This is a genomic window from Streptomyces sp. Ag109_O5-10, from assembly GCF_900105755.1.
Lineage (GTDB): Bacteria > Actinomycetota > Actinomycetes > Streptomycetales > Streptomycetaceae > Streptomyces.
The window spans coordinates 14,685-29,804 of sequence record NZ_FNTQ01000001.1 but is presented as its reverse complement, the minus strand read 5'-3'; the positions used below and the strand labels follow the sequence as shown (position 1 = coordinate 29,804).

13 protein-coding genes and 4 pseudogenes are annotated in these 15,120 nt (G+C 68.4%); 9 read left to right on the top strand and 8 right to left on the bottom strand.

Annotated elements, in window-relative coordinates; all coding sequences use genetic code 11:
• Positions 1–55: 55 nt before the first annotated feature.
• Positions 56–340 carry a DUF6233 domain-containing protein gene (locus BLW82_RS43765; protein ID WP_143063611.1) on the bottom strand — a complete coding sequence of 95 codons (285 nt, stop codon included), beginning with the start codon at positions 338–340 and terminating at the stop codon, positions 56–58.
• 573 nt (positions 341–913) lie between these two features.
• Here BLW82_RS43765 and BLW82_RS00140 point away from each other — a divergent pair.
• Positions 914–1,384 carry a VOC family protein gene (locus BLW82_RS00140; protein ID WP_093496886.1) on the top strand — a complete coding sequence of 157 codons (471 nt, stop codon included), beginning with the start codon at positions 914–916 and terminating at the stop codon, positions 1,382–1,384.
• A gap of 363 nt (positions 1,385–1,747) precedes the next feature.
• Here BLW82_RS00140 and BLW82_RS00130 read toward each other — a convergent pair whose 3' ends face one another.
• The 3 genes from BLW82_RS00130 to BLW82_RS00120 all read right to left on the bottom strand — a co-directional run bounded on the left by BLW82_RS00130 (position 1,748) and on the right by BLW82_RS00120 (position 4,030).
• Positions 1,748–2,002 carry a hypothetical protein gene (locus BLW82_RS00130; RefSeq protein ID WP_093496885.1) on the bottom strand — a complete coding sequence of 85 codons (255 nt, stop codon included), beginning with the start codon at positions 2,000–2,002 and terminating at the stop codon, positions 1,748–1,750.
• A gap of 158 nt (positions 2,003–2,160) precedes the next feature.
• Entirely contained in the window at positions 2,161–2,631 is a 471-nt protein-coding gene (locus tag BLW82_RS00125) for a hypothetical protein (protein WP_093507752.1), read from the bottom strand.
• 409 nt (positions 2,632–3,040) lie between these two features.
• Complete coding sequence (locus BLW82_RS00120; protein WP_093507751.1) at positions 3,041–4,030, bottom strand: DNA polymerase Y family protein; 990 nt, start codon at positions 4,028–4,030, stop codon at positions 3,041–3,043.
• 380 nt (positions 4,031–4,410) lie between these two features.
• On the opposite strand from BLW82_RS00120, the gene BLW82_RS00115 reads away from it, so the two are divergent.
• Positions 4,411–4,992, top strand: coding sequence for a TetR/AcrR family transcriptional regulator (locus tag BLW82_RS00115; RefSeq protein WP_093507750.1), 582 nt, complete (start codon positions 4,411–4,413; stop codon positions 4,990–4,992).
• A gap of 370 nt (positions 4,993–5,362) precedes the next feature.
• A pseudogene (locus BLW82_RS46120) lies at positions 5,363–5,443 on the top strand (ATPase); the annotation flags it as partial.
• Between the two features lie 529 nt (positions 5,444–5,972).
• Here the strand turns inward: BLW82_RS46120 and BLW82_RS00110 are convergent.
• Positions 5,973–6,354: pseudogene (locus tag BLW82_RS00110) on the bottom strand (MFS transporter); the annotation flags it as partial.
• A gap of 397 nt (positions 6,355–6,751) precedes the next feature.
• Between BLW82_RS00110 and BLW82_RS00105 the strand changes: the two are divergent.
• Together BLW82_RS00105 and BLW82_RS00100 are read left to right on the top strand one after the other, a co-directional pair.
• Positions 6,752–7,354 carry a nuclear transport factor 2 family protein gene (locus BLW82_RS00105; protein WP_093496884.1) on the top strand — a complete coding sequence of 201 codons (603 nt, stop codon included), beginning with the start codon at positions 6,752–6,754 and terminating at the stop codon, positions 7,352–7,354.
• 48 nt (positions 7,355–7,402) lie between these two features.
• Entirely contained in the window at positions 7,403–8,383 is a 981-nt protein-coding gene (locus BLW82_RS00100; protein WP_093496883.1) for an NADP-dependent oxidoreductase, read from the top strand.
• Positions 8,384–8,923: 540 nt separating this feature from the next.
• Here the strand turns inward: BLW82_RS00100 and BLW82_RS00095 are convergent.
• Both BLW82_RS00095 and BLW82_RS44895 read right to left on the bottom strand, forming a co-directional pair.
• Positions 8,924–9,202: a hypothetical protein gene (locus BLW82_RS00095; protein WP_093496882.1), complete on the bottom strand. Its 279-nt coding sequence runs from the start codon at positions 9,200–9,202 to the stop codon at positions 8,924–8,926.
• 510 nt (positions 9,203–9,712) lie between these two features.
• Positions 9,713–9,997, bottom strand: coding sequence for a hypothetical protein (locus tag BLW82_RS44895; RefSeq protein ID WP_256215543.1), 285 nt, complete (start codon positions 9,995–9,997; stop codon positions 9,713–9,715).
• 90 nt (positions 9,998–10,087) lie between these two features.
• Here BLW82_RS44895 and BLW82_RS00085 point away from each other — a divergent pair, with 90 nt between their 5' ends.
• From BLW82_RS00085 to BLW82_RS00065, 4 genes and pseudogenes are all read left to right on the top strand, one after another.
• A complete protein-coding gene (locus BLW82_RS00085) occupies positions 10,088–10,555 on the top strand; it encodes a hypothetical protein (protein ID WP_093496881.1) in 468 nt (155 codons plus the stop codon).
• 132 nt (positions 10,556–10,687) lie between these two features.
• Positions 10,688–11,592: pseudogene (locus tag BLW82_RS44890) on the top strand (IS3 family transposase); the annotation flags it as partial.
• A gap of 50 nt (positions 11,593–11,642) precedes the next feature.
• Entirely contained in the window at positions 11,643–13,046 is a 1,404-nt protein-coding gene (locus tag BLW82_RS00070; protein WP_093496878.1) for an IS30 family transposase, read from the top strand.
• Positions 13,047–13,053: 7 nt separating this feature from the next.
• Positions 13,054–13,353 (top strand): annotated as a pseudogene (locus tag BLW82_RS00065) (integrase core domain-containing protein); the annotation flags it as partial.
• A 41-nt stretch (positions 13,354–13,394) separates the two neighbouring features.
• On the opposite strand, the gene BLW82_RS00060 reads toward BLW82_RS00065, so the two are convergent.
• The gene (locus BLW82_RS00060; RefSeq protein ID WP_093496876.1) at positions 13,395–15,044 is read right to left on the bottom strand and encodes an IS4 family transposase; all 1,650 of its coding nucleotides are present in this window, start codon (positions 15,042–15,044) and stop codon (positions 13,395–13,397) included.
• Between the last annotated feature and the right edge of the window lie 76 nt (positions 15,045–15,120).

Below are 15,120 nucleotides of genomic sequence, written 5' to 3'. Positions count from 1 at the left end.
CCGCCGCAGGTCAGGCGACGGGTGCGCGCCCGTCGACGAAGGTGCTGAGGCAACCTCAGAGGCAACCCCAGGGACAACCCGAGAAGCAACCCCAGAAGCAACCTCTGGCGAGGCTATGCCGCGCTGCGCAGCGGCCGGTCCGGCCGCACACCTGGCACGCCGCGGCCTCGGCGCGCTCGGGGACGGCGCGGGCTTGTTCGGTGGTGACAGGTCGGGTGTGGTCGCGGTTGGCGTGGCAGTGGACGCGGTGCACGAAGCGGGCGGCGCCGACGTCGTCGGTGAAGTAGACCCATTCCTCGATCTTCCATGCCGGGGCGACGCCGACGCGCTCGGTGGGCACTTGGTCGTACGCCTCGCCCTCGATCGCGGTGCGCGGAAGTCGAGGGGTGCGGGCTCGTCTCGCAGCGTGCCCCAGGTCGGCTGTTCCGGGTGACGGCCTGGCGCCGACTTCGGGAGTTGATGTCCTTATTGCCCAGTCAGTTGGGATGGGTGGGCTGGTCGGGGTCCGCGGGGCGGCTGCGGCCGTGGTTGGGTGAACAATCCCTGCACGGTCTCGACCGGGATGCCGCGCTCGGCCAGCCGCCTGAGTTGCAGGCGGGTGTCGTTGATGTCGTTGGGCGCGATTTGCATGTCTATCGCCTCGCACGGCGCAGCACAGCGTCTGTGTGCTGTACGTCAGGACAGGGGGGGCACGAACATCCGTGCCGCTGCCGCTGAGGTGTGCCTGTCGGTGCTTATGCGCACACCTCTGCGTTACTCCAATGGGCTTAAAGCGGCGAGCCATCCGTGTACAGCTGCCCGCGAATCTTCCATGGAGGGCGAGCCGGTGAAATTTCCGGCGACTTCGAAGGGGGAACCTACCGTCAAATGCAGTTCATCAACGGAGCATGAGACTGACAAGTGGAGGCACCAGATGGCCGATCTCCCGCCACCGCCAGAGGGAATTGTCCTGGCCCATTTCATCGTCTCGGACGATGTCGAACGTTCTCGACGCTTCTACACCGAAGTGCTCGGCGGCCGGCTGGCCTACTCCGGCCCTGGAGGCCTGACCTATGTCGCACTGGCCAACAGCTGGATCATCATCAACGGCGGCGGAGGCCCGACGGACGACAAGCCCTCGGTCACCCTGGAGGCGCCGCGCGATTCCAGCCGGGTCAGCAGTTTCCTCAATATCCGCGTCAAGGACATCTACCCCTTGTACGAGGAGTGGAGCGCCCGAGGTGCCCAGTTCCTGACGCCGCCAAAACAACACGAGTACGAGATCCGCTGCTACATCCGCGACCCTGACGGCCATCTGATCGAAGTCGGCCAGACCACCGACCCGGAGGGAGACTGGACACCGGCTCACTGGCCCCCGAGTTCCCGCACCGGTGATTCCGAGTGAGCCTGGCTCGGCGCACGAGAGCACTACTGGACAACAGACCCTTGCGCCTGGCGCAGAGCGGGCGGTGAACTCTGCGCCGTCTCGATCGGCCGGAGCGGGCCGGTCCTCCTAGGTGATCAATCTGGAGGACGCGGGGAAACGGCAGGCTGGCGACACGGCTGGGTGGCACGCTGCTGTTCATGGGCGACGCCGAGCGGCGCGTCGTCCCGGGCCTCGGCATCGCTTCTGCCGCCAGCGCCCCGTTACGTCGGTTCGCCGTGGCGCTCGCGCTCGAGATCGCGCCCGTTCGCGCTGCGCGGCCCCGCACATAGCCCACCCGCTCGGGCTCTCAGCTCCCGCGAGCGCCTCACCCACGCACGCGCGTCACGGAAGCATTCCCCCGTCGATCCACGCGCGAAGCAGGGCGACCTGCTCCTCGGACCACGTCGCGTTCTCATCCGGCGGCGGCATACGCTTCGTCGCAACTGTGTTGTAGACGCGCTCGGCGTTCTCCCGGACCGACATGTACACATACTGGTCCAGCTGGACACCGCCCTTCGCCATGTGCTCGATGTCGATAGACCGGAACAGGGGGAGGATGTCGTGCGCGAATCCGGGTGCCGCGGTTGATTCCGCCATGAGTCGTCCTCTTGATTAGTGGTCTCTGGGCCAGGTGACGGGCAAAACCATATTTAGCTCATGCCCTGGAGATATTCCTGCCAGGCATCGGCCGCGCGAGTGCCATCCGCCATTCAGGCCCGCCGAAGGCGCGCGGAGTGCCGGTCGGGCCCATCGACTCAAGGGTCGAGTCTTTCCAAAACTGCGGCGGTCACCACCCCGTAAGCCAGATGGGGCACGATGTCGGCAATCCGGTCCTTGGCGGACCACGTGCGCGGGTCGGTCACTTTGAGCACGGTCATGGGGGCGTCGGTGCCCAGACGGGCGCCGAATCCAGTGGTCGCGTAAGCGATCAACCTGGTCGGACGCCAGCCCTTGGCCCGCGCCAGGCCCAGAAGGGCACCCAGACCGATCCCCGCAGCGATGCCGGTCAGTGGCGCGAGGCCCGCGATTCGATTTTCCTTCTCAGCGCCGTCACCGGGAATGGTCAGGTGCATCGCCTGCGACAGCTTCTCGACGGTGGCTCGCGGAGTGCCACTCGCGGGCCGCGCCCGCCATGCCATGTCCAGATAGCCGACGGTGTTGAGAGCAGTGGTACCGGCGGCACCGGCAGCGGCGCCGTACAGCAGTCCGGTGACGGGTCTGGTCATCGTGTATCCCTCGGTCCTCTGGCGTGCAGTGCGCCTCGGGCCAGTCAACGCCAGAGCCAGTTCGCCCGCCACCGTAAGTTGCGTTGTGTCACCGGCGAACACGTTCCGATGGGCTGGTCATTCAACCTTGCCTCTGCCGGAATGATCATCCACCCAGGTCACGCACCACTGGTGCTCCTGGAGGATGCCGCCGAGTCGTTGGCGTCGTCGTAGGTGCAGGCGGCGGGACATGGACGGTCGTCCATCCCTGCACCGACGCCACGTTCTTCCGCCCGGGTAACCGGGTCTCGCCGATCTCCAGGGTGGCTTCCGTCGGCTGGGGCAGTTCAGTCATGAACTCAGCGTCGCTTCGGTTCGTGTCCGGGGGGAGGTGCCGGCCGGGTGTCTCGAGCGGGTGTGAGCGTGGTGGTCAGGAGGCGGGCCGGTAGGTGGCGGCCGGGCCGATCGCGCCGGGCCCGAACTTCTCCCGGATTCGGTCGGCCGCCTGCTCGGCGGTGAGGCGGGCCTGGCGGGCGGCATCGAGGCTGAGCTGCTCGGCGGCCTGGTCGGCGTCGGCGAGGTCCTCGGCGCGCAGCGCGAGTGCGGTCAGACGGCCGCGCTGGAGGCCTGCGGAGTCCATGAGCTGGTAGGTGAGCCGGCGCAGGTCGTCCTCGTGCCCGGACGGTTCGGGCAGGCGGCGGGTCTTCTCCCATGCCGGTCCGCCGGCGAACGTCAGCGTGAGCGTGAGAGCGTGCGCGGCCTGCCCGCGGCGGCGCAGCTCCGCACCGAGTTGCACGACCAGGCCCAGGAGGGCCGAACGTACGGCGGCGCCGTCAAGCACGTCGTGGGGGAGGCGGTGCCGGACGCCGACGGAAGTCGGCAGGCGGCGCGGGGTGACGGTGCGGGGGTCGATGCCGCGGGCCCGGTCGACGGCCGTCCGGCCCGCTTTGCCGAGCAGGCGCTGCACGGTCGCGGCCGGCAGCGTGGCGAGCAGGCCGACCCGGTCGACGCCGTAGCGCTTCAGGACGGCGGCCTGGCGGGGACCGATGCCGTGCAGATCCTCCACGGGGAGCAGGGCGAGCCAGTCGGCAGCGTCGGCGGCCTCGACGGCCAGCACACCGCCCGGCCGCTCTACCTGCGCCGAGGCGGTCGCGGCAACGGTGACGGTCGGGCCGATACCGACACGGATGTCGACGCCGTACCGGGAGACCGTCCGCAACCGCAGGACCTCCCCGAGATGCGCGGCGGCAGCCCCGTGGTAGCGCAGCGCGCCCCGCAGATCGACCAGAGCCGCCGTGGGCGGCCGGGCCTCCACCACCGGCGACAGCTCATGCAGCTGCTCCAGGACCTGCCGGTAGGTCTCCTCCGGCAGCCGGTCCGGGCAGCGCACATGCATCACCACACCCGGCCGACGCTCCATCGACTCCGCACCCACCCGGCGCTCACCTCCCCCACCACGCTATCGAACAAATAATCGAACACGCGAGGTGAAGGTGTGCTGGCGTGCCTAGAATGAAAAATGTGTTCGATAACTCGCGGGATCTTCCGGACGACCTGGACCGGCTCCAGACGCTCACCGACGTCCGGGCGGGCGAGTGCCCTGGGTAAGGGGGCGGCCGGTGACCGGACTGCTGCTGTCTCCTTGGCCGCGGTTCCCCAGTGGATATTATCTGGAATGAAGAGTCAATAAAGATGCAGTCGGGGCCGAGTGGGTGGCTGATCGCCTGATGTGCGAGGCGGTGGTAGGCGGTTCGCAGTATTAATTGACTGATCATTCCTGATTGGGATATCATGGTCAACATGGCCAGGATCAGAGAGTTCGACACCGACTTGGCGGTGGAGGCGGCGATGGACGCCTTTCGCGCCAGGGGCTACGAGGGCACGTCCGTGCAGGACCTGGTGGCGGCCACCGGAGTGGGGCGGGGGTCGCTCTATGCCGCCTTCGGCAGCAAGGAGGGGCTGTATCTCGCCGCCATGGATCGCTACCGCGAGATGTACGCCGTGCCCCTGGTCGACGTCCTGCGCGCCGGTGCCCCGGCGCGCGAGCTGATCCGTGAGGTCCTGCTCGGCACCGTCGACACGATCGTGGAGGACGGCAACCGCAGGGCCTGCCTCATCGTGGGTGCCGCGATGGAGCGCATCGCCCATGATCCCAGGGTCGCCGCCCATGTGCGCGTCACGACCACCTCAATCGAGGACGCGCTGTACGAGGTCATCGTGGAGGCCCGGTCGAAGGGCGAACTGCCCGCTGGTCGCAGCCCCCGCGACCTCGCGCGGTATCTCGTCGCGACGCTCCATGGGCTGCGGGTGCTGGGTGCCATCAACCCCGACCGGGCCGCGCTTGCCGCGGTCGCCGAGGTCGCCCTCGACGCTCTCGGCTGACATTGCCCGTACCGGACAGGCGTGGCACCCCGCGGCTCAGCCGCGGGGTGCCACGCCTGTCCGGTGTCTGGTGGGCGGGGCGCAGGCCAAGCGCGGCGGGGTCGTCGGCCGCCACTGCTTTCTGAGTGGAGGGTTTGCCTGCGTTGACCGCGAAGAAGGCGATGAACGCGGCTGCGGCGACCGGTGCAGCCTGGTCCACGGAACCGTCGCTGTGGCGGGTGGCGAGGTAGTCGGCCGTCGCTCGGGCGGCGATGGTGTTGCGCAGCGCGGTGCTCATGGAGCCGTCGGTCTGCTGGGCCGCCGGTCACGGCGGAGGCGACGCCGGCGTCGCGGGTTTCGACGCCGTGGACGCCCAAGCCGAAGGCAGGCCAACGGCACCATCATCGAGACCGGCACCGACTCCTACCGGCTCGCGTCGCCCCGAGCCCAAGCGGAGCGAGCAGCCGGCTGAGAGACCGCGGAGCCGCGTCATGAGACGCTGACGGGGTTCCAGCTTCGATCTCCCGCAGCAGTTTTCCGTCATCGTCATAGAGCTCAAGACCGAACCGCAGACCGAACCGGGTCAGCAGCGCAGCCAGATCCTCGAACCGTTGAGGATCGACAACACCGTTCAGGAGCGTGTTCCCGTCGGTCGGGTCGACCTCGATGCGGCACCAGCTGGTCTCGACCTCATACGACTCCCACGACGAGCCTGATCTGGAACTCCAGCCGGCTCCGATGAACCGCTCGGCCACCCACGATGCACCCGGGGCTCCTGCCAGGCCACCACACACGTTGTTGTTGATCTTAAGCCAGACGGGATCGAGCGACTGTCCCTCATCGGATATGTCCACAGCTGGATTATGAAGCAGACCACGCAGCCTGTGATCGCACACGCTATCGCCATCAAAACTTGTCGAATGTCGATCACTGCAGCCCGGGTCACACGCCTCCCGAACTCCTCGACAAACGACTCCCAAAGAAGTCGTCATAGCCACCGTGGCGATGGCTCCGCAGATGCCGAGCGCCTTGGCCCGTTCCTTCGCGTCGGTGAATCCCAGTGAGATCAGCGCGAGTGCGGCGGGGCGAGCAGCGCGCCGAAAACGCCCCGGAGCGCGTGTGCCGTCAGCAGCGTGGGGAGGTTGGGCGACAGCCCGCTGGCGGCCGAGGCCGCCGCGGACCCGACAAGGCCGACGACGGAGATCTTCTTGTGCCCCGCAGGTCCGCCGGTTGTCCGCCGAGGACGAGCAGGTTGCCGAGGGCGAGGCCGTGGGCGAGGCCGTAGGCGGTGATGACCCTCTGCCGGCCGCCGTCAGAGAAGCCCAGGTCGTAGGGCGCGGACGGCAGGGCGATGTTCATGATCGCCGCGTCCAGGAAGACCATCACCTGCGCGACGCCGTGAAGATCGGCGCTCTCCGGAACGTCGGAAGTTATGGAATGAGAGTCCCAGAAAATGAGGATGCGGTCCGATGTCCCGGTCTGCGTCGAGGCCCACTTCTGTGTCGAAGGACGCGCCATTCCGCTGGTGAGGGCGTCGTCGCTGTCGCGGTGACGTGTGACGGCCGATCGGTGATCGCCACTCCATTTAAGTTGACCGAACGTTCCAGTATCTGTAGAGTCTGTTCAACCGGGCACGTTGTGAACCTGCCGACCTGGCCCCCTGTCCAGGGACGGAGTCAGCGGCGAACGCCGGGACCTCTACATCGCATTGACCTTGGGGGCCGCCGAACGGGCGCTACCCGAACGCGGCACTTGCAAGCCGCACCAGAAAGGGACAGCAATGACTTCCGACCGCAGCAAGACTCCCTCCGGCCGACGGTTCTCCAAGCGGGCGGGCATGGTGACGGCCGCCGCCCTTCTCCTGGCCGGAGGAGTGGCGACCGGTACCGCGACGGCCAGTTCGCACCACTCGCACGACGACAAGGCCAGCAGCGCTTCCACCGCCTCGACCGTCCGCACCCTCGCGGACATCCAGGACATCGAGAAGCTGAAGGCCCGCTACTTCCAGGACATCGACACCAAGCAGTGGGCCGATCTCCAGGCGCTGTTCACGCCCGACGCGCACATCAACACCGGCCAGGAATTCAACAGCCCGGCGGAACTGGTCAAGGCCACCAAGACCCTGATCGCCGACGCCCCCACCGCACACCAGGGCCTCCTTCCGAACATCACGGTCAAGGGGGACACGGCAACCGGCACCTGGGTCATGGAGGACTACGTCAACCTGAAGGCAGGCGGCGGGTTCCACGGCTACGGCCAGTACCACGACACCTACCAGCGCATCGACGGACGTTGGTACATCACTGGATCGGTGCTGGAGCGGTACCGCATGGACACCCTCCCCGACACGGGCCCCTACCAGGCCCCGCAGAAGACCGACTGACCCGCTGCCAGACCTCTGGGGCGCTGCCGCACCCCGGGAAGGAGAACCATGAAAGCCGTCGGAGTGTCCCGCTTCGGAGGACCGGAAGCCTTGGAGATCTTCGAGATTCCCGAGCCGCACGCCGGTCCCGGCCAGGTCCGCATTCGGGTCCACGCCGCGACCGTCAACCCGGGGGACCGCTACCTGCGCAACGGAGCGGTCGCCCACCTGGCGCCGGGACCGCCTTACATCCCCGGCATGGAGACGGCCGGCGTACTGGACGAGATCGGTCCAGAGTCGGTGACCGGCCTGCGCGTCGGTGACCGGGTGACGGTCATGACCATGCCGCTCATGGAACACGCCGGCGGCTACGCCGAATACGTGGTCCTCCCCGCCAGCTGGGTCGTCCGTGCACCGGCCGGCGTCACATACGCCCAGGCCGCGACCCTCCCCATGAACGGCCTCACCGCCAGGCAGGCCCTCGACCTGCTCGCCCTGACCCCGGGACAGACCCTCGCCGTCATCGGCGCGGCCGGCGTCGTCGGTGGATACGCCGTCCAGCTTGCCAAGGCCGACGGCCTCACCGTCATCGCCGACGCCTCACCCGCCGACCGGGAGCTCGTGCACGCGCTCGGCGCCGACACCGTGATACCCCGCGGCGATGCCGTCACCGACCACATCCTGCGGGAGGCCCCCGGCGGCGTGCACGGCCTCCTGGACGCAGCCGTCCTCGGCTCGGCCACCCTCGCACCCGCGGTCCGGCCCGGCGGAGGGATCGCCGTACTGCTCGGCGAAGGCGCCAAAGCCATGCCGCCCGGCGAACTCGGCCGCCGTTCCGTCCGCCTGCACCCGGTCAACGTCCCCGACTCTCTCGGCGACCACGTCCGGCTCGACCGCCTGCGCGCCCAGGCGGAGGACGGCGTCCTCACCTTGCGGGTCGCCGGGACCTTTCCTCCGGAACAGGCTTCCGACGCCCATCGCCTCCTCGAGGCCGGGGGCGTTCGCGGCCGCCTCGTCCTGCGGTTCCGGGAGGAGGACGCGGACGGGTGATCGCGCCAGAGACCGGGCGGCCGGCCGGGAGCGGTCACCAAGAACTGGCAGCTCGACCTGTCGGCTCGACGGTGTCAGAGCCATGGTGCAGCTCAGGTGCCTCGCCGACGGCCTTGTTCACGGCCTCGGGCTCTGGTCCAACATTTGTGGAGTGGTGACGCTCGGTGTTGCTGAAGGCTGCTGTGCATGGTGATGTGCCACCACGGCCGACAGGGTGTCGGTGGGACGGTCGATAATGCCGGTCATGGCAGATCGCAGTCCGGTCGTCCGCTGAAACCGGCACGGCCACACCACCGTGGGTCGCGTGTGGGCAGCAGCGGACATCCTCCACAAAGCCCCCACGGCCGCTACGGCAGAAGGAAAAGCTGAAACCGAACGCGCGAGCTCAAGGGTGTGATCGCTCACCTAGAACAAAAATACGTTCGATCCACTCGCGGGATCTTCCGGACGACCGGGACCGGCTCCAGACCCGAGTGCTCGGCGAGTGCGTTGTGCTGGGCGGTCGCGGCCGGCAGGTCTCGAGGTGTCGGGCTGATTCGTTCAGTGCTCTCCGTGCTTGGAGTGCTTCCAGAGGCAGGCCGTCGCGTCGGACCAGTCGAGTTGCCAGTCGGGACGGATTCCGGTGGCCGTCCAGCCGCTCGGTCGGCGGGTTCTCCGGGGAGGCCCGGCCTGTCGGGCGGTGGCTGCCGCGTCGTACGCCTTGTGGGCGGCGTGGACCGCGTCGGCGGGACAGTCGGCGTGGCCGGTGAATACATGCACTCCCTGGCGGCCGTTGCTGAGCCGCGCAGGAACGCTGACCTGGTAGACCTGCGAAGGCATCGTGGTTTCCTTTGGCCTCGTACACAGAAGGATGATCGGTGAGGGCAGGCGGGCGGTCGGTTCACGTCGTCGTCCTGCCTGTCGTGTCGTCATGTCCGCCGTCGGTGAGGTGATCGACAGCTTGTGGACTGTTCTCCTGTCGCCGCTGAAGGGCTCCGGTAGGTCCAACAACGGAGAAGCCCGATGACTTCCACTATGCGGATAAATCTTTCCTAAATGTGGAATCGGTAAGGACGTGCCGATCGGTCCGCGCCGCCCGTTCGGACGGACCTCGGTGACGGGCCGGACCGCCGTTTCAGTGGGCGTAGGCGACGGTGACGGGCTGGTCGGGGCAGGCGGCGAGGCGCTCGGCGAGCGCGTTGTGCTCGGCGGGGTCGACGCTCAGCTGGTAACGGGTCTTGTCGGCGACCCAGTTGGTGACGTACTCGCACCGGTAGGGGGCGTACGGGGGCGGCCACCCGGTGGGGTCCTTGTCGGCCTTGGACCGGTTGGAGGCTGCGGAGACCGCGATCAGCGCGCGGGGGGTCGTCGAGGTCGTTGGCGTAGGCCTCGCGTTTCCTTGGCTGCCCAGGCGGAGGCGCCGGAGTCCCTGGCCTCGGCGAGCGGGACCAGGTGGTCGGCGTCCGGCTTGCTCGCGCTGTGGAGGTGGCGGTCGTCGTACGGCGAGTACCGGCTGCCGTCGGCCAGGGCGCACTTCGGGCCGACCTCGGGGGCGGTGACGGCTTCCTCCGGGAGGACCTCGGCCGGCCGGACATAGTCGAGGGCTGCCTCGCCGGCACTGGCCTTGCCACCCACGAGTAACGAATCCAGCGAACGTCAGCCGGCTCGTGGCCCTACGATCGCGGCACCTGGCCGAACACGTGTGCCCGACGAATTGAGTGACCCGTGAGCGACGACGTCCTGTCGATCATTCCGACCGGTCCCCAGTGGCAGCCCGACCGGGCGGCGGCCGAGCGGACTGCCTCGCTCGCCGCGGACCTGGCTCCCGGCCTGCGTGACGGCGTGGAAGTCGAGATCGACGTCACCTGGCACGACACCCTCACCCCCGTCGACTGCGGCGGCAACCTGCAACGGATCATCTGCCCGCACTGCGGCGCCTCGATCGACACCGAGTGGTACGCCGGCCTGCTGGAAAGCCACTGCGGGGACGGCTTCGCCACCTTGGCCGTGGAAGTGCCCTGCTGCGGCGCCACCACGTCGCTTGCCGTGTTGGACTACGACTGGCCGTGCGGCTTCGCCCGCTTCGAGATCGCCATCTGGAACCCCGAACGTGACTGGTTCGGCGACGAGGAACTGGCCACTATCGGCGACACACTCGGGCACCCCGTGAAGCAGATCAGAGCCCACATCTGACTCGGGTCTCAGCAGGAGCCAAGTGCGGCCGTCCAGCCCGACATCACCCATTCAAGTTAGGTGGTCGGGCCTTGCCCCCTGATCTTGGACACACGAGACACTGGATCCTGAGGATCTGAGGACGGACATCTCGTGGTCATGAAGAACTATCCGCCGCAGTTCAAGGCGGACGCGGTCGCGCTGTACCAGTCGCGGCCCCAGGCGACGATCCGGCAGGTTGCCGCCGATCTGGGGATCAACCCCGAGACCTTGCGGAACTGGGTGCGGGCAGCCGGCGCGAGCCGGCCGCGGGGACGCCGGGCAGAGGTACCCGCCGAGCCGCCCACTCCGCTGGAGGCGGAGAACGCCGCTCTGCGCCAGAAGGTCCGCGAGCTGGAGGAAGAACGCGAGATCCTGCGCAAGGCGGCGAAGTATTTCGCCGGGGAGACGCGCTGGTGAACCGCTTCCAGTTCGTTGCCGACCACCACCGCCGCTACGGCGTGAAGCGGCTGTGCACCATCCTCGGCATCGCCCGCTCCAGCTTCTACTACTGGCGCCGGACGGCCGCTGACCGGGCCGCCCGGCAGGCGGCCGACGCCCACCTCGCCACCCGGATACGAGCCGTGCACCACGAATCGGGCGGCACCTACGGCGTTCCCAGGATCACCGCCGAACTCCGCGACCGCGGCGAGCGAGTCAACCACAAGCGCATCGCTCGGGTAATGCGCGGCATCGGCCTGGCAGGACTGCGGCTGCGGCGCAGGCACCGCACCACGATCGCCGACCCGGCCGCGGCGAAGGCCCCGGACCTGATCGGCCGCGACTTCACCGCGAGCGAGCCGAACACGAAGTACGTCGGCGACATCACCTATCTCCCGCTGGACGGCGGGAAGTTCCTGTATCTGGCCACCGTCATCGACCTCGCCTCACGTCGCCTGGCCGGCTGGGCCATCGCAGACCACATGCGCACCGGCCTCGTCACCGACGCCCTGGCCGCCGCCGAACACACCCGCGGCAACCTCGCTGGAGCGGTCATACACACCGACCACGGAGCCCAGGGCGGATTCAACTGGTCGTCGCAACACCTCTGTGAGCTGGAGGTTTGCGAATGGGTGTGGGGAATCGGCAGCGGGCGGCGCGGGAGTATCGCGGGCAGATGCCTTCGCCGGGTCGTCCGAGTGTCGCCTGGCGTGAGGACCGGGTCAGGTTCTGGCAGGCGATCGCGCGGGGGTTGAGCTCGGTGGACGCGGCGGCCGCGATCGAGGTCTCCCCGGCAGTGGGATCACGGTGGTTTCGGCATGCTGGCGGGGTGAATCCGTGTCTTGCCCCGACAGTCTCGGGCCGATACCTGTCGTTCGCCGAGCGGGAGGAGATCGCTCTGCTACGTGCACGAGACGTCGGCGTCCGTGCGATCGCGCGGCGTCTGGGGCGTTCGCCCTCGACGATCTCGCGGGAGCTGCGGCGCAACGCCTCGACTCGGACCTACCACCTGGAGTACCGGGCCTCGCTGGCGCAGTGGCATGCCGAGCGGCGTGCGCAGCGGCCGAAGACCGCGAAGCTGGTGGCCAACCAGCGCCTGCACGACTACGTCCAGGACCGGCTGGCCGGAACCCTCGTCCATGCCGTGGGCGGGAGGACCATTGCGGGTCCGCAGGTGGCGCCGTGGAAAGGCCGGAACAAGCCGAGGCGGCAGGACCGCCTCTGGGCCACAGCGTGGAGCCCGGAGCAGATATCGCAGCGGCTGAAGGCGGACTTCCCCGATGATGAGTCCATGCGCATCTCCCCGGAGGCGATCTACCAGGCTCTTTACGTCCAGGGGCGCGGGGCGCTCAAGCGAGAGCTGGTCGCCTGCCTGCGTACTGGACGGTCACTACGCGTCCCGCGGGAACGCTCCAGGCAGAGCATCCGCGGGCATGTGACCGCCGACGTGCTGATCAGCGAGCGGCCCGCTGAGGCCGAGGACCGGGCCGTCCCGGGCCACTGGGAAGGCGATCTCATCATCGGCACTGGCCGGTCCGCGATCGGCACGCTCGTGGAGCGCAGCACCAGGTTCACGATGCTGCTGCACCTGCCCCGGATGGAAGGCTTCGGCACCGAACCGCGCACCAAGAACGGGCCCGCATTGGCCGGCCGGGGCGCCGAGGCCGTGAAGGACGCGATCACCGCCACGATCACCACGCTGCCCGAACAGCTGCGCAGGTCACTGACCTGGGATCGCGGCACGGAACTGGCCCAGCATGCCCAACTCCGCATCGACAGCGGGCTGCAGGTCTACTTCGCCGACCCCCACAGCCCCTGGCAGCGCGGCACCAATGAGAATACGAATGGCCTGTTGCGCCAGTATTTTCCCAAGGGCACGGACCTGTCCCGCTGGGACGCCGACGAGCTCCAGGCCGTCGCCTTCACCGTCAACAACAGACCCCGCAAAACTCTCGGATGGAAGACACCCGCCGAGGCCCTCAATGAGCACCTACTATCTCTTCAGGTAGCTGGTGTTGCGACGACCGATTGAGTCCAACCAGTACACCAGCCGGGCCTTCGCCGACGCCTGCCGTCAGGCCGGCGTCCGCCAGTCCATGAGCGCGATCGGCTCCAGCGCGGACAATGCACTCGCCGAGTCCTTCAACGCGACCTTCAAACGCGAGACGCTCCAGGGCCGCAAGACCTGGCCCAGCGAACGCGAGGCCCGACTCGACGCGTTCGGCTGGCTCAACCGCTACAACACCCGACGCCGTCACTCCCGCCTCGGACAACGCAGTCCCATCGCCTACGAGACGGCACTCGCCACGACAGCAACTACCCTGGCCCAAGCCGCATAGCCCGTGTCCAAGAATCCGGGTTAAGGCCCAAGGCCGGGTAGTTAGCCTGTTTGTGCTGGTGGCAAGGGGGTTGAGGTCCAGGCTGTGGCTGCGTAGAGGCCCGGTCCGAGCTTGTGTATGAGTCCGGTGTTGGCCCATCGGGACAGCTGCCGATACATGGTGTGCAGGGTGATGTCGCCGAAGTGGGCGGCGATCTCCGCGGGTCTCCATAGGCGAGTCGGGTCGTCCTGCAGCAGGGCGAGGACGCGATGACGTCGGCGCTGAACTGGGGCGATGTAGCGGTCGTCTCGGGAGGCCGTGGGCAGAGGTGGCTGTTCGGGGCCGGGTTCGAGGACGGTGACGGCGAGGTCGGTGATGGCGCGGCTGCGATCTGGGCGGCCGTCGTCGCGTCGCTCGCTGTAGCGGGACATCGGCGACTTGACCTTGCGGGTGCTGGTCCGGTGGCGGCGGGGCGCAAGGAGGCGGGCCAGTACCCGGCGGCCGATCAGTCCGAGGCATCCGCGCTCGTCGGGAACGATCCCGACGGCTTGGACGACCTGGTCGCGGGCGGTCTGGAGTGCCACGGTGAAGCAGCAGCGATCGGGGTCGGTGCCGGGGACGGACTCGGCGGCCTCGACCATCACGGCCCGTAGGGCCTGGTAGAGCGTGAGCAGAGCCCACATCTCCTGCTCGAGGCCGGCGGGGTCGCCCGAGCGGAGGTTCCGGCCTGCCATGATCGTGTGGCGGAGCGCGTAGTACGCGCTCTCCTGTTCCCAGCGCTCGTGGTAGAGGTTGATCAGCACTGTCGCGGGGTGTCGGCGGGCGTTGGTCAAGGTGGTGACCAGCCGGTAGGAGCCGGCGAAGACGGTGCCGTCGGCACAGGTCACCGTGACCTCGGCATCAATGACCCGGACGTTGACGGTGCCGATCACCGACAGATAGGAGCCGTCGTCGAGACGGGCCAGGACCGGGGTGCGCCGGTTGCTGCGGAGTCGGCCCAGTACCTTCGCGCCGGTCGCGGTCGCCTGGGCGAGGAAGGCGTTGGCGTCGAAGCCCTTGTCCCACAGCACCAGCATGTCCGGCCTCAGCAGGTGCAGCAGTCGGCAGGCGTAGGCGGTCTCGCCCTCGTCGGTAGGGCCGAACACCGCGCCGATCAGGGACCTCGTCCCGGTCTCGACCAGCGTCATCAGCTCCAGCGTGGGATAACCGTGATGGGCCGTCCGCCCCAGCCAGGCCCGGTTGCGGGGTGAATCGGGCACTCGCAGCGAGCTGCAGCCGTCGAAGGACACGGTCCGGTAGGCGCCGAGACGCACACCCGGCGTGGTCGGGCGGGCCAGCGGCCCGGCAAGCACCTCGAACAGCGACCGCACCGGCGCGGCCCCCAGCCGCCGGCGAAGGTCCCGCAGGGCCTTCGAACTCGGTGAGGCCACCGGTATCCCGGCCAGGCCGCTGGTGAGCTTGTCCCAGACCAGCCGGTAGCCGACCTCGGGGAACAGACACATTGCAAGCAGGAAGTACATCCCGACCCGGGACGGCAGATCACGCAGCCGCCGCTGCACCGTCCGCGTCTCCGTCAGCACCGAGTCCACGAGCTCGAACGGCACCAAGGCGGTCAGCTCTCCCAAGTGCCCCGGAGCGAACCGGCCCGCGGCCACGGTCACCGTACGAGTGATGGCCGTCACCGCGGACGGCAGGGCAGAATGAACCCGCAACGGAGCTCCTCACGTACAAGCTGTCTTGGTCGACTGCCTGTACCAACGAGCTCCGTTGTGTTTTCGCCTCGAACCC